Origin of the sequence: Micromonospora cabrerizensis, from assembly GCF_022230955.1 — a bacterium.
GTDB lineage: Bacteria > Actinomycetota > Actinomycetes > Mycobacteriales > Micromonosporaceae > Micromonospora > Micromonospora cabrerizensis.
This window is the reverse complement of the sequence record NZ_JAKKFI010000003.1, coordinates 1-16,179: the sequence shown is the minus strand read 5'-3', so window position 1 is coordinate 16,179 and position 16,179 is coordinate 1. Positions and strand designations below refer to the sequence as shown.

The following is a 16,179-nucleotide window of genomic DNA, read 5'->3' as shown; positions in this document are numbered from 1 at the left end:
AGCACTCGCGAACCTCACTGTCCGCAGCGGCGACGTGACGCAGCCCGACGATCCTCCATTTTGAAGTCGGAGCGGCCGGTCCCGCAGAGAAATGCGCGAAGAAGTATGGAAGCCGAAACGCAGGGTAGGTGAATGGTCAGCGGCCGCGGCAACGCGCCGCATCCCCGCAGCACAACCGCGACGACTTTCTGAGCGGAAGGGAAATTATGTCTTACGATCTTTCACCTACGTCTTCCACGTACGGGCAGGAGTCGACGAACGGCGGTGGCGTTCGCGGCCAGGCGCGCCAGGTCGGTTCCGAGGCCGCGCAGGCTGGTGGCGCGGTCGCCCAGACCGCCAAGGAGCAGGGCACCGAGGTTGGCCGCGAGGCGGCCCGGCAGGCCCGCAACCTGTACGGCGAGGCCCGTACCCAGCTCGCCAGCCAGACCGGTGAGCAGCAGCGCCGGGCCGCCGGCGGTTTGCGGTCGCTGGCCGACGAGATGCGCTCGATGGCGGAGCAGGGTGGCCAGGCCGGCCCGGTGACCGAGCTGGCCCGTCAGGCCGCCGACCGGGTGCAGGGCGTCGCCGGCTGGCTCGAGGCGCGCGAGCCCGGCGACCTGGTCACCGAGGTACGCGACTACGCGCGGCGCAACCCGGGCACCTTCCTGGTCGGCGCGGCGGTTCTCGGCGTGTTGGCCGGCCGGCTGACCCGCAGCATCTCCGCCGCCGGCGACGACTCCGGCAACGGATCCTCGACCTACCGGGGCGCCGGAGCGTACGACCCGGAGCAGACCGCCGTGATCCCGACGCCGCCGCCGGCACCCCGCACCGCGCCGGACGCCGTCCCGACGGGTGGCTACCTCGATCCGACGCCCGGCACGTACACCGAGCCGACCCCCGGCGGCTACACCGACCCGACCCCCGGCACGTACACCGAGCCGACCGGCACCGGGCAGCCGCTGCCGCCGGTGACCCAGACCGACCCGCTGCCGGGCGTGCCGTCCAGCGGCAGCCCGCGCCCGTGAGCCACCGAGTCATCCGAAGGGAGGCGACGGCATGAGCATGCCGACGCAGGGGTCCGGGCTGGACTCCGGATACCACCCCGACGCGGGTGCCCCGCACACCGCCACGGAGGTGAAGGGCAGCTCGCTGGGTGACCTGATGCGTCAGGTCACCACCGACCTGTCGACGCTGATGCGTCAGGAGGTCGAGCTGGCCAAGGCCGAGATCCGCCAGGAGGGCAAGAAGGCCGGCAAGGCCGCCGGGCTCTTCGGCGGTGCCGGCTTCGGCGGCTACATGGTGGCGCTGTTCGTGTCCATCGCCGTGTGGCAGTTCCTGGATAACGTCATGGACTCTGGCCTGGCCGCACTGATCGTGGCCGTCGTCTGGGCCGTGGTCGCCGCGGTCCTCTACTCCAAGGCGAAGAAGAACGCCCAGCACGTACGCGGGCTCAAGCAGACCAACGACAGCGTGCAGCGGATCCCCGACGCGCTCAAGCCGCACCCGGAGGGAGTCACCCGATGAGCACCGATCCCGATCAGATCCGCCGCGAGATCGAAGCCACCCGTAACAGCCTCAGCTCCGATGTGGACGCGCTGGCGTACAAGGTCAGCCCCAGCCGCATCGTCGACGACCGCAAGCAGCGGGCCCGTTCCGCTCTGCAGAATGTGAGGGACAAGGTCATGGGAACCGCGTCTGACCTCGGCCACGGCACCGGCCAGGCCGCCCACTCGGTGGGTGACCGCGCCTCGTCGGCGGCCTCCAGCGTCAGCGACGCCGCGCAGTCGGCGGCGACCACTGTCAGCGACGCCGCCCACAGCGCTCCGCGGGTGATCCGGCAGAAGTCCCAGGGCAACCCCCTCGCCGCCGGTCTGATCGCGTTCGGGGTCGGCTGGCTGGCCTCGTCGCTGATCCCGGCCTCCCGCCGTGAGCAGGAGGCCGCGACCCAGCTCAAGGAGCGGGTCGGCGAGCACAGCGGTGCGGTGAAGGAGAAGCTGGGCGAGGTTGCCAGCGAGCTCAAGGAAGAGCTGCGGGACCCGGCCCAGCACGCCGCCGAGTCGGTGAAGTCCACCGCCCAGGACGCCGTGCACGCGGTCAAGGACGACTCGAAGTCGGCCGCGCAGGACGTCAAGGACCATGCCCAGCAGGCCCGGCACCAGGTCAACTCCTGACCCCACCCTCGATCCCGACAGCTCGCGGCCACTTCGGTGACCGCGAGCTGTCGCGTCGGTGCCGCCCACGGGCGGGGTGTGATCAGCGGCGGCGTCGCAGGGCGCGGATCGGGTGGGCGGCCCGGCGGATTCGGGTGTCGCCGTAGCGGACACCGCCGAACAGGACCCGCTGGGCGACCGCGAGCCAGCCGCACACGCCGCGCTCCAGCAGCCAGACCGGAGCCGCCAGCGCCGTCGCCGCGGGGAAGACCGCGGTGCCGCCGGCGCGACGGCGACCCAGCTCGGCGAGGGCCACGGTGCCGGCCGCCGCGCCGAGCAACAGCGCGGGCCGCCGGGCCGCGACCGCCGCGGCCAGCGCCGGCAGGACCGCGAGCGCGGTCAGCAGGCGGGCCGGCTGGGCCAGATCGTCGTACGCCTGACGGACCCGTTGACCGCGGAAGTGCGCGGCGTCCGGAGGCAGCCGGCGTACGTAGAGCCAGGCCGGGGCGGCCTCGGTGCCGTCGTACGCGCGCAGGGTGCGGATCAGCTCCAGGTTCTCGAAGAGCACGTCCGGGTCGTAGCCGCCCATGGCGAGGAAGGTGCTGCGCCGCACCGCGAGGGTCCCCGGGTAGTCCGCGCCGAGCGCCCGGTTGAGTAACGTCCGGCCGGTGTCCCACCAGGCGTGCCAGGGCAGTGGGTCGAAGTAGTTCTGCGGTCGTACCAGGTCGACCCGGTCCAGCAGCCGGTGCACGGCGGTCAGCCCGGCCCCGTCGTACCGGACGTCGTCGTCGGCGATCACCACGTGCTCGTGGTCCGCCGCGCGCACGCCGGTGCGTACGCCGAGCACCTTGCCGTTGAGCCCGCGAGTGGCAGCGTCGGGCGGAAGGTGCCGGACCAGCCCCCGCCAGACGTCGGCGTGCCGCGCGAAAAGATCCGGTGCGGAGCCGTCGACCACGATCACGTCGACCCGGTCGGCCAGCCACCGCAGGTAGCCGGTCAACTCGGCCAGGCCGGTGTCGGAGTGCCAACGCAGTGGCAGCACGTACGTCATCGGCAGTCGGACCGGCGCCGTGCCGGCGCGGTCGTCTGCGACGCCCCACCCGCGGGCGGCGGGCCGGGCGTCACCAGGTGGGCTGAACAAGGACATCGACGTCCCTCCTCGGCAGGACAGCGGTGAGCCGGTGGCTGAGCAGCACCTGCCCGCATTCCCGGCGATCAAACGGACGTGTTGTTTCGACCGCCCGCCGCCGGGTAGCGCTGCCGGAAAGAGCTGTCCATCCCCGGATGTCCGGGTGGAGGAGACGAGATGACCAACAACGGAACGAGATGGGCGGTGCTCGGCGTCACCGCGGTCACGGCGGTCGGTGTGGGTCGGGCGGTGGCGCGACGTCGGCACCGGCATCAGCCGGAGCGGCAGGACGGCTGGTACGTGGTTCGTCGCGGGGTGACCGTGGACCGGTCCCGGGACGGGGTGATCGGCTTCTGGACCGACCGGGAACGGCTGGACCGCGCGCTGGCCGGGTGGGCGACCCTGGAGCAGCTCGACGACCGGCGCTGGCGGTGCGTGGCCCGCGACCGGGCTGGCGGCGACACCGAGTGGCGGGCGGAGATCACCGTCGACGGTCCGGGCACGCTGCGGTGGCGGGTCGAGGACGGGCCGGCGCCGCAGGAGGGGCGGATCGAGCTGGTCGACGCGCCCCAGGGCCGGGGCACCGAGATCCGGGCCGAGCTGCGGTACCGCTCGGGCCCGGTGCGCCGGGTCTTCGGCCTGATCGGTGGGGACGACCCCGATCTGGCGCTGCGGGACGCCCTGCGGCGGGTGAAGTCGCTGATCGAGTGTGGCCAGGTGATGGACACCCGCGACGACCCGTCCGGCCGCAGCCCGAGGCAGGAGAAGGCGACCGACAAGGTCCGGGAGAAGCTGATGACGGGAGGCCGGGCGTGAGGGCACTGTGTTGGGAAGGCGTCGGCAAGCTGGCGGTGCGGGACGTGCCGGAGCCCAGGATCCGCGCCGAGGGGGACATCATCGTCCGGGTCCGGGCCAGCAGTGTCTGTGGCTCCGACCTGCACCTGATCAACGGGTACCTGCCGGCGATGCGGGAGGGCGACATCCTCGGCCACGAGTTCATGGGCGAGGTGGTGGAGACCGGGCCCGGCGTACGACGGCACAAGGTCGGTGACCGGGTGGTGGTCGGGTCGGTGGTCGCCTGCGGTGGCTGCTGGTACTGCCGCACCGAGCAGTACTCGCTCTGCGACAACTCCAACCCCCAGCCGGTGTTCACCGAGAAGCTGTGGGGGCACTCACCGGCAGGCATCCTCGGCTACTCGCACGCCGCCGGTGGCTACTCGGGGTCGCACGCCGAGTACATCCGGGTGCCGTTCGGTGACGTGGGTGCGTTCGGGGTGCCCGACGGGGTGCCGGACGACTCGGTGGTGTTCGCCTCCGACGCGATGCCCACCGGGTGGATGGCGGCGGACTTCTGCGGGCTCACCGGTGGTGAGGTGGTCGCCGTCTGGGGCGCCGGCGGTGTCGGTCAGATGGCGGCCCGGTCGGCGCAACTCCTTGGCGCCGAGCGGGTCATCATGATCGACCGTTTCCCGGACCGGCTCGCCACGGCGGCCGAGCGGGTCGGCGTCGAGACGATCAACTACGCCGAGACGGACGTGCTGGAGGCGCTGCGGGAGCTGACCGCCGGCCGTGGGCCGGACGCCTGCATCGAGGCCGTCGGCATGGAGTCGCACGACGTCGGGCCGACCTACGCGTACGACCGGGCGAAGCAGGCGGCGCGGTCGCAGACCGACCGGCCGACCTCCGTACGCCAGGCGATCATGGCCTGCCGTAAGGGTGGAACGGTGAGCATCGTCGGCGTGTACGCCGGTCTGGTCGACAAGTTCCCGCTCGGCGCGGCCATGAACAAGGCCCTGGTGCTGCGGATGGGGCAGATGCACGCGCAGCGCTACATCCCGATGCTGCTCGACCGGCTCGCCGCCGGCGAGATCGACCCCGGCTACCTGGCCACCCACCCGATCTCCCTGGAAGAGGGCGCAAAGGGCTACGAGCTGTTCGAGAAGAAGCAGGACGGCTGTCTCCGCAGCGTCCTGCACCCCTGACCCGCTGGGCGCGCCGCCTCGCCGGTCACCCTGAAAGACCGGCGAGGCGCAGGTCAGGTGGTGCGACGGATGTTGCTGAGGGTCAGGCCGAGCGGCGGCATCGCCGGCATCCGGTGCAGGTCCAGGGCCAGATCCTGGACGGGCACGTCGTAGCGCATGGTGCTGGTCAGGTTGGTGACCGCCCGCTTCATCAGGTCGATGGTGATCCATTCGCCCGCGCAACGGTGCCCGGCCCAGTGGTCACCGCCGCCCTGCGGGATCAGCTCGAACGGGTCCACGCGACGGTCGGCGAACCGCTCCGGGCGGAACAGTTCCGGTTCCGGCCAGAGGGTCGGGTGGTGGTTGGTGCCGTACAGGTCGAGCAGCACCCGGCGTCCCTGCGGAAAGTGGTGGCCCTGCCAGTCGAAGGAGTGCCGGACCCGGGCCGCCGCGATCGGAAAGAACGGGTAGTAGCGGCGTACCTCCTGGACGAAGTTGTCGGTGGCCCCGCCGTCGCCCCGGACCCGTTCCCGCCAGCCCGGGTGGTCGTGCAGGGCGAGCGCGGCGAACGCGATGTACTGGTCCACCGCGACCACCGGCCGCAGCACGTTGAGCAGTTCCACCGCCGCCACCCGGCGGGGGAGCAGTTGGCCCTGCCGGTCCCGGTGCTCGGCGATCACGGCCAGGGCGCTGCCGGGCGGCGCCGGACAGAAGCCGACCCGGGTCCGCTCGACGAGGTCGGCGAGCCAGCGTTCGGTGCGGCGACGGGCGAGCCGTCCCCGCCAGTGCCGGGGACCGACCACCGCCGGAGCCTCGATCATCGCGTGCAGGTCGACGGCGCGCCGCTCGACCTGCGACGTGGGCAGCGGCACCCCCGCCCAGGCACAGACCACCCGGGTCAGCAACCGGCCCAGCTCGTCGTAGAGCGGCAGCGGCCCGGCGGCCTCCCAGGCGGGAACCCGTGCCTGCCACTCCTCGTCGAAGAGCTCGCCGAGTTGTCGGATGGCGGTCGGCGTCATGATCGACATGAACATGGCCTTGCGGTCGGAGTGCTCAGGGCCGTCCAACCCCTGCACACCACGCCGACCGGTGAGGGTCCGCTGCACCCGCAGCGGCATGGCGGTCGCGCGTTCGAAGCGTTCGGTGTCGTAGAACAACATCGCCGCTGGCCGGCCACGCAGGCAGATGGTCGGTGCCAGCAGGATCCGGGCCTGGAAGACGTCGCTGCCGTACCGCTCGCACCGTTCGCCGATGAACCGGTAGCCGGCACGGAGCAACGCGAGGGTGCTGTCCGGGCTGCGGTCGGCCGGCATGGTCGGCATCGGGTCTCCTCACGCGGGTGCGGCCGGGGTCGCCACCGGCCGGCTGCGTGTACCCCCCTCACGGCCGCTGAATCCCCGCGCCGACGGCACGCCGGCTGGCCCCTCCCAGGGGCAGCGGAACCTGGTTTGCTGCTGGTGGGGCAACCACGGGGAGGGCGGATGCGCGACAACACATCACCGCACTGGCGGCAGCGACGAGCGATCGGGGCACTGGGCCACGGCCGCGACCCGAGGCCACTCATCGGGCCGCCCCGGCGGCCCACCCGGCCACACCGCTTCTTCACCGTGCACCTGGGCTTCACCGCCCCCAGCGTGGTCGAGGCACGCGAGCTGGCCGTCGCGTACGCGGAGGCGCTCACCCTGCTCCGCCCGGAGGTGGCGCTCGGGGCGGCAGCCCTGTCACCGGCCGATGCGTGGCAGCGGGCCGAGCGGCTGTTCTGCGGCGCTCTCGGCCCGGACGGCGAGCGCTGCGTCGACGTGGCCGACCACCCCGGGTTCCACCACGCCCCGGGCCCCGGCGGTCTCGGCTGGGGCGACGGCGACGGCCCCGCCCGTGGCTGACCGCCAACCCGGGGTTGTCGATCCCGGGTCGACGGCCACCGCACACCGGCGGGCGCGATCAGTCCAGGTCAAACTCGCCGTCCTGCGCGCCGGCCACGAACGCGTCCCACTCGGCCTGCGTGAAGACCAGCACCGGCCCGTCCGGCTCGGCCGAGTTGCGCATCCCGATCAGATCGTCGACGAAGGCGACCTCGACGGCGCTGTCGGAGGTGTCCCCTTCGGCCCGCTGCCAGACCGCCCGAGAGAGGTCGAAGTCGCCCTTGGGGTGCTGCGCCATGGTTCTTTCCTCCAGTGCCGAGGGACGTGTGGTGACCGGGTGCCGATCCCCATCGGGCAGGATAAGCGGATGCCGAGCCTGACCCGTGTAGAGGCGACCGCGCGTGGCGCGGCGATTACTGTCGAGTCCTATCAGGTGGACCTCGACCTGACCGGTGGCACCGAGCTGTTCCGCTCCCGCGTCGAGATCCGGTTCCGGGCGACCGCCGGCACCGCCACCTTCGCCGAGGTCAAGCCCGCGAGACTGCTCGGCGTACGCCTCAACGACCGCGACCTGGACCCCGATCTGCTCATCGACAACCGGCTGCCGCTCGACGACCTGGTCACGGACAACACGCTGGTCGTCGAGGCGGAGATGGCCTATTCCCGCACGGGCGAGGGGATGCACCGCTTCGTCGACCCGGCCGACGGCGAGACCTACCTCTACGCGGTGTCCTTCCTCGACAACGTGCAGCGCATCTTCGCCGCCTTCGACCAGCCCGACCTCAAGGCCCCGTTCACCCTCTCGGTGACCGCCCCGTCGCAATGGACGGTGGCCGGCAACGCCGAGGTGGCCGCCACCCCGACGCCCGGCCGTTGGGAGTTCGCCCCGACCGCGCCGCTGGCCACATACTTCTTCTCGCTGATCGCCGGTCCGTACCACGTCCGGCGGGCCGAGCACGACGGCGTGCCGCTGGGCATCTACTGCCGCCGGTCGCTCGCCGAGCACCTGGACGCCGACGCCGAGGAGATCTTCACCGTCACCCGGCAGTGCCTGGACCGGTTCCACCAGCTCTTCACCGAGCGTTACCCGTTCGGCAAGTACGACCAGGCGTTCGTGCCCGAGTTCAACGCGGGCGCCATGGAAAACCCGGGCATCGTCACCTTCCGTGACGACTATGTGTTCCGCTCGGCGGTCACGGACACCGAGCGGGAGCAGCGCGCCACCACCATCGCGCACGAGATGGCGCACATGTGGTTCGGTGACCTGGTCACCATGCGTTGGTGGGACGACCTGTGGTTGAACGAGTCCTTCGCGGAATACCTGGGCACCCGGGTCACCGCCGAGGCGACCCGCTTCGACCAGGCGTGGACGACCTTCGCGATGCGCCGCAAGGCCTGGGGGTACGCCGCCGACCAGCGCCCCTCCACCCACCCGGTCGCCCCGGAGGAGGTGGCCGACACCGACGAGGGCCTGCTCAACTTCGACGGCATCTCGTACGCCAAGGGCGCCAGCGTGCTGCGGCAACTGGTCGCGTGGCTCGGTGACGAGGCGTTCCTCGCCGGCCTGAACGCGCACTTCGCGGCGCACCGCTTCGGCAACGCCACCCTCGACGACCTGCTGACCAGCCTCTCCGCAGCCAGCGGGAGAGACCTGTCCGGCTGGGCCGAGCTGTGGCTGCGCCGCCCACAGGTCAACACCCTGCGCGCCGAGGTCGCCGTCGACGCCGACGGCCGCTACGCCGAGGTGGCCCTGGTGCAGACCGCGCCCGAGTCACACCCGGTGTTGCGTCCACACCGCATCGGCGTGGGCCGCTACTCGGTCGACGGCACCGTCCAGCGGGACGAGGTGGGCGTCGACCCCGTCGCCGACGGTGGCCGCACGGTCCTGGGCGAGCTGACCGGCGCCCCGGCGGCCCGGCTGCTCCTGCCCAACGACGGTGACCTCACCTTCGCCAAGGTGCGCCTCGACCCGGCATCGGCGGACGCCGTCCCGCTGGTGCTTCCCGGGCTGACCGACCCACTGACGAGGGCGGTGCTGTGGAGCGAGGCGCTGGACGCGGCGACCGACGGAGAACGGCCGGTCACCGGCCTCGTCGAGCTGATGGTCGCCGCGCTGCCGGCCGAGACCGAGGTGATCATCGCGGAGGACGTGCTGACGCTCAGCCGGTCGCTGATCGACCGCTACCTCGACCCACTGGCCCGCTCCGCCGCGCTGGCCCGGGTCGCCGGGGCGTGCCAGCGGCTGCTCGACGGCGCGCCGGCGGGAGAGTCGCTGCAACTCGCCGCCGCCCGGGGCTGGATCGCCGCGACCACCGACGCGGACCTGCTCGTCGGCTGGCTCGCCGGCCGGGACGTGCCGACCGGTCTCAAGGTCGACGAGGAGCTGCGCTGGGCGGTGCTGCGTCGACTGGTGGTGCTGGGCGTCGCCGGCGAGACGGAGATCGCCATCGAGGCAGCCGCCGACAACAGCTCCACGGGCGCGGAACGCGCCGCCCGCTGCCGGGCCGCCCTGCCCGACCCGGCCGCGAAGCAGGCCGCCTGGGACATCATCGTGCGCGACACCGAGCTGTCCAGCCGACCGTTGGAGGCCACCGCCGAGGGGTTCTGGCAACCCGAGCAGGCCGAGCTGACCGCCGCGTACGTCGATCGGTACTTCGCGGACATGCCGGCCGCCGCGCGTCGGCGTACCCCCTGGACGGCCGACCGGGTGGCGGCCCTGGCGTTCCCCCGCTACGCCGTGGCGCAGCCGACCCGGGAGGCGGCCGCGGCGTTGCTGGGCCGCGACGACCTGACCCCCGGCCTACGCCGGGTGGTGACCGACGCCGACGACGACCTGCGCCGCGCGCTGGTCGCCCGAACGGCGGTGGCCGCCGCGTCCGCGTGATCCGCTCGACGTCACGAATCTCGCGGGGTCCGGGACGGTTCGACCCACCGAACTCCCGGACCCCGACTCGATCAATGAGGGCCAACCCGCACCCGTAGCTCAGCGCAGCGCGGGCTCCGCCGTCACCGACGCGTCCCAGTCGATGACATACCGCTGCTCGTGCGCGATCGTCTTCTCCGGATCCATCGCGGTGCGCACCAGCAGGGGCATCAGCAGCGGCATCAGCGTCCGGCCGACCGGCCCGGGCGCCTTGGTGTGGTTGATCCGCGCCGCGCGTGCGGCGACCTTCTCCACCCGGGCACGGCGGAGCCGCTCGAACGCGGCGAACGCCGACGCCACGTCCGGTAGGTCACGCAGGCAGCGGGCGAGCTGCACCGCGCTCTCGATGGCCAGCGAGGCGCCCTGCCCGGAGCTGTTTGACGGTGCGTGCGCCGCGTCGCCCACCAGCACCATCCGGCCCCGGTGCCAGTGCGGCACCGGCGGCATGATCTGCAACGCCCCGACCACCTGGAGTTCGTCGGCGGTGCTGGTCGCCATCAGCTCCCGGCCCGGGTCGTCGTCGCCGTAGGTGCCGCGCAGCGTCGCCAGCCACTGCGCCGACGGCACCGTGCGAGCCTCGACCAGGCTCACCGGCCGCTGGTACGGCAGGTTGGCCCCCCACCGGGTGCCACCGCCCGGCTCCGGCCAGTAGAGGTAGTAGCCGCGGCGCCCGAACGCGAACGTCATAGTGCCCGGCTCCGCGTCCACCTCGTGGCGGGCCACCGCCTCGAAGCCGAGCAGGCCGGTGAAGCGGGGGCCGGGCGCGGCCGGGTCGATGAGACCACGAACGGTCGACCGGATGCCGTCGGCACCGATCAGGACGTCGGCGGTGGCGGTGCTGCCGTCCTCGAAGTGGGCGGTCACGCCGTTCTCCGTCTGCTCGGCGCCGACCAGCCGCTTGCCGTACGCGAAACCGATCCCCTCGGCGACCGCCTGGTCGTGCAGCGCCCGATGCAGCTCGGCGCGGTGCACCACGTGCAGCGGTGGCACTCCGGTCAGCGTGGGCAGGTCGATGCGGCGTCGCCCGACCGCCATGACGCTGCGCGTGATCGGGGTGGCGGTCGCCGTCACCGCCCGGTCCGCGCCGACAGTGCGCAGGGCCGCCACGCCGTTGGGCGCAAGCGCGAGGGTGCCGCCGATGCCGCCGACTCCGCTGGCGGTCGCGGGGTACGCCTCGTGGACGGTGGCCGTGATGCCGGCGCGGCGCAGTGCGAGTGCGGTCACCGGTCCGGCGATACCGCCGCCGATGACGATCGCGGTTCGTACCGTGGTCATGCTCTTCTCCCTGGGGTGTGTGGTCGCGTGCGACCGACCTGGGAGGGAGCCCGGTTATCCTCTGGTTGCCGCTTCGGGCCGGGCGCCTTCCCAGGCATCGGTTCGGGGTAAGGGCTCCGGCGGGGTGTTGGCGCACCCCGCCGGAGCCGTCCTTCAGTCGGCTTCCCGGCTGCTGGCTTTCGGGGCGGTGATTTTCGGGGCGTTGGTGTCGGTGCCGGCGCTTTCGGCGTGGGTTTTCCGGGCGCTGGTGGTGCCGGAGCTCTCGGCGCTGGCCCTCGGCGTGGTGGTTCTCTCGGACAGCTCGGTCAGCGCTGCGGGCATCTCGCCGGTCTCGTGGAAGGCCCGCCAGGTGTCCAGCCCCGGGTAGCTGCCCGAGGTCAGCTCCGCGAGCAGCCCTCGCAGCCAGGAGGCCTCCGCGTCCCGCATGGCGAGGTCGTACTCCGATTCCACCAGGAACAGGCGTGGCACCTCCCGCAGGTGTGCGTCGAGTGCTTCCCGGTCCTGGCGGATCGCGTCCTCGAGCAGGTCGAGTCGTTGCCGCAGCAGGTCGGCGGCCTCGTCGGGATGCAGGGCGGCGAGGACGGACAAGCCGGCTCGGAAGCGGGGATGCTCCGGCATCGGGGTGGAGACCAACTCGCGGGCCCAGTCGACCAGCTCCGCCCGACCCACGTCCGTGATGCGGTAGACGGTGCGTTCCGGGCGCCGACCCTCGCGGACGCTCTCCACCGCTTCGATCATGCGGTGTTTGTCCATGTTGCGGATCACCGTGTAGAAGGACCCCCACTTGAACTCCATGTCCTGGTCCTTGCCCCAGGTACGCAGCGCGGTGGCGATCTCGTACGGGTGCATCGGCCGCTGGACCAGGGCGGACAGCACGGCCAGTGCCAGCAGGTTGCCGACCTTGCGCCGTTTCTGCACGACATCTCCTCTGCTCGCCCACGATTACTCGTAGACGAGTATAAGCCCTCGACTCGGTTTTCCAGGAAGTCGACCCGGTTTTCCAGGAAGTCGTGGTCTCCGGGCGGGTGTGAGACCCCGATTTTCAGGAACCCGAGTCGATCATCGACGGATCCCGCTGATCCCGGGCCGCAACGGCGCGCCGCGACGTCCGGCCTACGATCACGGGGTGGAGGAAGACATCCGGCGAATCGGGATCATGGGTGGCACCTTCGACCCGATCCACCACGGCCACCTCGTCGCGGCCAGTGAGGTGGCGGACCGGTTCGGCCTGGACGAGGTGGTCTTCGTCCCCACCGGCCAGCCGTGGCAGAAGGCTGACGAGCCGGTCAGCCCAGCCGAGGACCGCTACCTGATGACGGTCATCGCGACCGCCTCCAACCCTCGCTTCCAGGTCAGCCGGGTCGACATCGACCGCAGTGGCCCGACCTACACGGTCGACACCCTGCGCGATCTTCAGGCCGAGTACGGCCCCAAGGTGCAGCTGTTCTTCATCACCGGCGCGGACGCGTTGCAGCGCATCCTGTCGTGGAAGGACCTGGACGAGATCTTCGAGCTGGCTCACTTCATCGGTGTGACCCGGCCCGGCTTTCCGTTGACCGACAAGCACCTTCCGGCGGACACCGTCAGCCTGATCCAGGTGCCCGCGATGTCCATCTCGTCGACCGACTGCCGCGCTCGGGTCGCCCGGGGGGAGCCGGTCTGGTATCTGGTGCCCGACGGTGTGGTGCAGTACATCGCCAAGCGGAGCCTGTATCAGGGCTGATCACGCCCGGTATGGCCTGGTCTGTGCGCTTAAGCGACCAGAACTGACCGGTCGGGGTGTCGGCGGGTATGAGACGCTTGGAGGATCGCACGCTTGATCGAAGGAGAACGGTGACAGTTTCCGAACGCGCTCACGAGCTGGCTATCGCGGCTGCCCAGGCCGCTGCCGACAAGAAGGCGCAGGACATCACGATCATCGACGTCGGCGACCAGCTCGCCATCACGGACGCGTTCGTGCTCGCCGCCGCCCCCAACGAGCGTCAGGTGCTGGCCATCGTCGACGCCATCGAGGCGAGCCTGCTGGAGCTGCCGGAGAAGGCGAAGCCGGTGCGGCGCGAGGGCGAGCGCGGCGGCCGCTGGGTGCTGCTCGACTACGTCGACATCGTGGTGCACGTCCAGCACACCGAGGAGCGCGAGTTCTACGCGCTCGACCGGCTCTGGAAGGACTGCCCGACCATCCCGTTCGTCGACCGCGACCTGGTCGAGGCCGACGCCAGCGGGTCCGCCGCAGCCGAATGACCCGGCTGATCGTCTGGCGGCACGGCAACACCGACTGGAACGCCGCCAACCGCGTGCAGGGGCAGACCGACGTACCCCTCAACGAGCTGGGCCGCGACCAGGCCCGCGCCGCCGCCCCGCTGCTCGCGGCGCTGCGGCCCGACGCGATCGTCTCCAGCGACCTGAGCCGCGCCGCGGAGACCGCCGGCGCGCTCGCCGCGCTGACGGGGCTACCGGTACGCGCCGACGCCCGGCTGCGGGAGCGGCACTTCGGCCAGTGGCAGGGCCTGCATCTCACCGAGGTCGCCGAGCGCTTCCCCGAGGAGTACGCGCGCTGGCGGGCCGGTGACCCCGATCCGGGCGCCGATCTGGAGCCGCTGCACGACCTCGGCGAGCGGGTCGGCGCCGCGTTGCGGGAGGCGGCCGACGCGGCACCGGGCGGCACCGTGGTGATCGCCACCCACGGTGGCGGCTCCCGGCAGGGCATCGGTCACCTGCTCGGTTGGGACACCAGCGTGCTGCGCACCATCGGCTCCCTGGCCAACTGCCACTGGAGCGAGCTGCGGCACGACGACCGCGCGCCGGCTGTCGGGCGTCCGCAGGACGTCCGGGGCTGGCAGTTGCGGGCGCACAACGTCGGCCTGGTCACCGCCCCGGTCGTCGTCGACGCGATCTGACCGCTTCCGCCTCGTCGTTCGACCTCTCGATCGGCTAGCGTGCCGGGCATGCCCGTCGCGGTTGTCATCGACTCCACCGCCTACCTTCCGCCCGAGCTGGTGCAGGCGCACCGGCTGACCGTCGTGCCGTTGACCGTCGTGCTCAACGGCGCGGAGGGGCTGGAGGGGGTGGAGACCCATCCGGCCGACGCCACACTGGCGCTGAGCGCCCGGCGGGTCACCGCAACCACCTCCCGGCCGGCACCCGAGCAGTTCGCCCGCACGTACCGCCGACTGCTCGACGGCGGCGCCGACGGCGTCGTCTCGGTGCACATCTCCGCCGCCCTGTCCGGCACGGTGGAGGCCGCCCGGCTCGCCGCCGCCGACTTCGACGGCCGCGTCGAGGTCGTGGACAGTCGCTCCACGGGCATGGGCCTCGGCTTCCCGGCCATCGCCGCCGCCACCGCCGCCGCGTCCGGTGCCGACCTGACCGGTGTACGCGACGCGGCGCTCGCCGCCGTCGCCCGCACCACCGTCTGGTTCTACGTCGACACCCTTGAGTTCCTTCGCCGAGGCGGCCGGATCAACGCCGCCGAGGCGCTGCTCGGGACCGCCCTGTCCGTCAAGCCGATCATGCACATGCCGGACGGGGCGATCGTGCTGCGGGAGAAGGTCCGCACCGCCAGTCGGGGAGTGGCCCGTCTCGTGGACCTGGCCGTCGAGGCGGCCGGGGACGATGACGTTGACCTCGGGGTGCATCATCTGGCCGCGCCGCAGCGGGCCGAGGCGTTGCTCGCCGCGCTGACCGGGCGGTTCGGTGACCGGCTGCACGACACGTACGTCTCCGAGGCGGGCGCGGTCGTCGCCGCGCACGCCGGCCCGGGTCTGGCCAGCGTGGTCGTCCACCGCAGGCCGGCCGGCTGAGCCGATGGCGACGTCCTGTGTGGTCACCGGCGGTGGCCGTGGTGTCGGCCGGGCCGTGGTGGAGCGCCTGGTGACGACCGGTGTCACGGTCGTCGTGCTCGAACGCGACGCGGACGCGGTCGACTGGCTGACCGGGCACCCGGCCGCCGACCGGCTCGTCGCGGTGATCGGCGACGCCGCCGACGAGCGGGTGGCCGAGCACGCCGCCGAGCTGGCCGAACGCGCCGCGCCGCTGTCCGGCTGGGTGAACAACGCGGCGGTCTTCCGCGACGCCGCGCTGCACTCCGCGTCCGCCGACACGGTGCTGGAGCTGATCGAGCTGAACCTACGCCCGGCCGTGGTGGGTGCCGCGGTGGCCGTACGCCGGTTCCTGGCCCGCGCCGCCGGCGGCGCGATCGTCAACGTCTCGTCGCACCAGGCCCGCCGGCCGGTGTCCGGCGCCCTGCCGTACGCGACGGCGAAGGCCGCGGTGGAGGGGCTGACCCGGGCGCTGGCTGTCGAGTACGGCAGGCACGGCATCCGGGCCAACGCGGTCGCGCTCGGTTCGATCGCCACCGAGCGGCACGCCGACTTCCTGGCCGCGCAGGAACCCTCCCAGGCTCGGTGGATCGACGCCGAGCTGACCCGGCTGCACCCGGTGGGCCGCATCGGGCGGGCCGACGAGGTGGCCGAGGCCGTCGCGTACCTGCTGTCGCCGGCGGCGAGCTTCGTCAACGGGGTGGTCCTGCCGGTGGACGGGGGACGGGCCGTGCTCGGCCTCGACCCGGAGGCCCGCTGACGCTGCCGGGAGTTCGTGCCGATCGGATTTCTAGGTGTACTGACCACGGACGTTGGTGACGGGGAGATCTTGAAATAGGTGAGGGCCTTCGGGTTCGGTGTGGATTGCGACGTCCTACCCCGAACCAGCGGAGGCCCTCATGCCCCACCGTAATGCACCCTTGTCCGAGACCGGCCGGCTGCGGCTGGCTCGCTGTGTCGTTGACGACGACTGGCCGCTGCGCCGGGCTGCGGAACGGTTCCAGGTCAGCCCTACCACCGCGAAACGGTGGGCCGACCGTTATCGCGTCGAGGGCGTTGCAAGAGCGGAACGGCAACAGTGT

At 72.2% G+C, this 16,179-nt stretch carries 18 protein-coding genes; 13 read left to right on the top strand and 5 right to left on the bottom strand.

Features of this window, described 5'->3' with window-relative positions:
- Positions 1 to 206 precede the first annotated feature (206 nt).
- The 3 genes from LADH09A_RS00665 to LADH09A_RS00655 are packed head-to-tail and all read left to right on the top strand — an operon-like array spanning position 207 to position 2,150.
- On the top strand, positions 207 to 1,004 hold the full coding sequence (locus LADH09A_RS00665; protein WP_238642729.1) for a hypothetical protein: 798 nt from the start codon (positions 207 to 209) through the stop codon (positions 1,002 to 1,004).
- A gap of 31 nt (positions 1,005 to 1,035) precedes the next feature.
- Positions 1,036 to 1,503, top strand: coding sequence for a phage holin family protein (locus LADH09A_RS00660; RefSeq protein ID WP_238642727.1), 468 nt, complete (start codon positions 1,036 to 1,038; stop codon positions 1,501 to 1,503).
- Positions 1,500 to 2,150, top strand: coding sequence for a DUF3618 domain-containing protein (locus tag LADH09A_RS00655; RefSeq protein ID WP_238642725.1), 651 nt, complete (start codon positions 1,500 to 1,502; stop codon positions 2,148 to 2,150). Before LADH09A_RS00660 ends, LADH09A_RS00655 begins: the two co-directional genes overlap by 4 nt.
- An 82-nt stretch (positions 2,151 to 2,232) precedes the next feature.
- On the opposite strand, the gene LADH09A_RS00650 is transcribed toward LADH09A_RS00655, so the two are convergent.
- The gene (locus LADH09A_RS00650) at positions 2,233 to 3,276 is read right to left on the bottom strand and encodes a glycosyltransferase family 2 protein (protein ID WP_238642718.1); all 1,044 of its coding nucleotides are present in this window, start codon (positions 3,274 to 3,276) and stop codon (positions 2,233 to 2,235) included.
- A gap of 159 nt (positions 3,277 to 3,435) precedes the next feature.
- Here LADH09A_RS00650 and LADH09A_RS00645 point away from each other — a divergent pair, with 159 nt between their 5' ends.
- A complete protein-coding gene (locus LADH09A_RS00645) occupies positions 3,436 to 4,074 on the top strand; it encodes an SRPBCC family protein (RefSeq protein ID WP_238642716.1) in 639 nt (212 codons plus the stop codon).
- Positions 4,071 to 5,240, top strand: coding sequence for a zinc-dependent alcohol dehydrogenase (locus LADH09A_RS00640; RefSeq protein WP_238642714.1), 1,170 nt, complete (start codon positions 4,071 to 4,073; stop codon positions 5,238 to 5,240). The genes LADH09A_RS00645 and LADH09A_RS00640 overlap by 4 nt, the downstream gene beginning before the upstream one ends.
- 53 nt (positions 5,241 to 5,293) lie before the next feature.
- Here the strand turns inward: LADH09A_RS00640 and LADH09A_RS00635 are convergent, their stop codons facing one another.
- The gene (locus LADH09A_RS00635) at positions 5,294 to 6,541 is read right to left on the bottom strand and encodes a cytochrome P450 (RefSeq protein ID WP_238642713.1); all 1,248 of its coding nucleotides are present in this window, start codon (positions 6,539 to 6,541) and stop codon (positions 5,294 to 5,296) included.
- A 159-nt stretch (positions 6,542 to 6,700) separates the two neighbouring features.
- On the opposite strand from LADH09A_RS00635, the gene LADH09A_RS00630 reads away from it, so the two are divergent.
- On the top strand, positions 6,701 to 7,102 hold the full coding sequence (locus tag LADH09A_RS00630; RefSeq protein WP_238642706.1) for a hypothetical protein: 402 nt from the start codon (positions 6,701 to 6,703) through the stop codon (positions 7,100 to 7,102).
- A 58-nt stretch (positions 7,103 to 7,160) separates the two neighbouring features.
- Here LADH09A_RS00630 and LADH09A_RS00625 read toward each other — a convergent pair whose 3' ends face one another.
- Positions 7,161 to 7,379: a DUF397 domain-containing protein gene (locus LADH09A_RS00625; protein WP_030336536.1), complete on the bottom strand. Its 219-nt coding sequence runs from the start codon at positions 7,377 to 7,379 to the stop codon at positions 7,161 to 7,163.
- Between the two features lie 69 nt (positions 7,380 to 7,448).
- On the opposite strand from LADH09A_RS00625, the gene pepN reads away from it, so the two are divergent.
- Complete coding sequence (gene pepN / locus LADH09A_RS00620; RefSeq protein ID WP_238642698.1) at positions 7,449 to 9,965, top strand: aminopeptidase N; 2,517 nt, start codon at positions 7,449 to 7,451, stop codon at positions 9,963 to 9,965.
- Positions 9,966 to 10,064: 99 nt separating this feature from the next.
- Here the strand turns inward: pepN and LADH09A_RS00615 are convergent, their stop codons facing one another.
- Both LADH09A_RS00615 and LADH09A_RS00610 read right to left on the bottom strand, forming a co-directional pair.
- Entirely contained in the window at positions 10,065 to 11,279 is a 1,215-nt protein-coding gene (locus LADH09A_RS00615) for an FAD-dependent oxidoreductase (RefSeq protein ID WP_238642696.1), read from the bottom strand.
- A 153-nt stretch (positions 11,280 to 11,432) separates the two neighbouring features.
- Positions 11,433 to 12,197 carry a PadR family transcriptional regulator gene (locus tag LADH09A_RS00610; protein WP_238642695.1) on the bottom strand — a complete coding sequence of 255 codons (765 nt, stop codon included), beginning with the start codon at positions 12,195 to 12,197 and terminating at the stop codon, positions 11,433 to 11,435.
- 208 nt (positions 12,198 to 12,405) lie between these two features.
- On the opposite strand from LADH09A_RS00610, the gene nadD reads away from it, so the two are divergent.
- The 6 genes from nadD to LADH09A_RS00580 form a co-directional block, all read left to right on the top strand.
- Positions 12,406 to 13,002, top strand: coding sequence for a nicotinate-nucleotide adenylyltransferase (gene nadD / locus LADH09A_RS00605; protein WP_238642693.1), 597 nt, complete (start codon positions 12,406 to 12,408; stop codon positions 13,000 to 13,002).
- A gap of 110 nt (positions 13,003 to 13,112) precedes the next feature.
- Positions 13,113 to 13,520 carry a ribosome silencing factor gene (gene rsfS, locus LADH09A_RS00600; RefSeq protein WP_088949720.1) on the top strand — a complete coding sequence of 136 codons (408 nt, stop codon included), beginning with the start codon at positions 13,113 to 13,115 and terminating at the stop codon, positions 13,518 to 13,520.
- Positions 13,517 to 14,176 carry a histidine phosphatase family protein gene (locus LADH09A_RS00595; protein WP_238642691.1) on the top strand — a complete coding sequence of 220 codons (660 nt, stop codon included), beginning with the start codon at positions 13,517 to 13,519 and terminating at the stop codon, positions 14,174 to 14,176. Before rsfS ends, LADH09A_RS00595 begins: the two co-directional genes overlap by 4 nt.
- 48 nt (positions 14,177 to 14,224) lie before the next feature.
- On the top strand, positions 14,225 to 15,079 hold the full coding sequence (locus tag LADH09A_RS00590; RefSeq protein WP_238642688.1) for a DegV family protein: 855 nt from the start codon (positions 14,225 to 14,227) through the stop codon (positions 15,077 to 15,079).
- Between the two features lie 4 nt (positions 15,080 to 15,083).
- Entirely contained in the window at positions 15,084 to 15,857 is a 774-nt protein-coding gene (locus LADH09A_RS00585) for an SDR family NAD(P)-dependent oxidoreductase (protein WP_238642685.1), read from the top strand.
- Positions 15,858 to 15,996: 139 nt separating this feature from the next.
- The coding region (locus tag LADH09A_RS00580; protein ID WP_238642671.1) for a helix-turn-helix domain-containing protein at positions 15,997 to 16,179 on the top strand (183 nt) is incomplete at its 3' end.

Coding starts and splice junctions, on each gene's coding strand:
- LADH09A_RS00650 (WP_238642718.1), bottom strand. CDS start 3,276: ATGTCCTTGTTCAGCCCACCTGGTGACGCCCGGCCCGCCGCCCGCGGG.
- LADH09A_RS00635 (WP_238642713.1), bottom strand. CDS start 6,541: ATGCCGACCATGCCGGCCGACCGCAGCCCGGACAGCACCCTCGCGTTG.
- LADH09A_RS00625 (WP_030336536.1), bottom strand. CDS start 7,379: ATGGCGCAGCACCCCAAGGGCGACTTCGACCTCTCTCGGGCGGTCTGG.
- LADH09A_RS00655 (WP_238642725.1), top strand. CDS start 1,500: ATGAGCACCGATCCCGATCAGATCCGCCGCGAGATCGAAGCCACCCGT.
- LADH09A_RS00665 (WP_238642729.1), top strand. CDS start 207: ATGTCTTACGATCTTTCACCTACGTCTTCCACGTACGGGCAGGAGTCG.
- LADH09A_RS00590 (WP_238642688.1), top strand. CDS start 14,225: ATGCCCGTCGCGGTTGTCATCGACTCCACCGCCTACCTTCCGCCCGAG.
- LADH09A_RS00645 (WP_238642716.1), top strand. CDS start 3,436: ATGACCAACAACGGAACGAGATGGGCGGTGCTCGGCGTCACCGCGGTC.
- pepN (WP_238642698.1), top strand. CDS start 7,449: ATGCCGAGCCTGACCCGTGTAGAGGCGACCGCGCGTGGCGCGGCGATT.
- LADH09A_RS00630 (WP_238642706.1), top strand. CDS start 6,701: ATGCGCGACAACACATCACCGCACTGGCGGCAGCGACGAGCGATCGGG.
- LADH09A_RS00585 (WP_238642685.1), top strand. CDS start 15,084: ATGGCGACGTCCTGTGTGGTCACCGGCGGTGGCCGTGGTGTCGGCCGG.
- LADH09A_RS00595 (WP_238642691.1), top strand. CDS start 13,517: ATGACCCGGCTGATCGTCTGGCGGCACGGCAACACCGACTGGAACGCC.
- LADH09A_RS00660 (WP_238642727.1), top strand. CDS start 1,036: ATGAGCATGCCGACGCAGGGGTCCGGGCTGGACTCCGGATACCACCCC.
- LADH09A_RS00615 (WP_238642696.1), bottom strand. CDS start 11,279: ATGACCACGGTACGAACCGCGATCGTCATCGGCGGCGGTATCGCCGGA.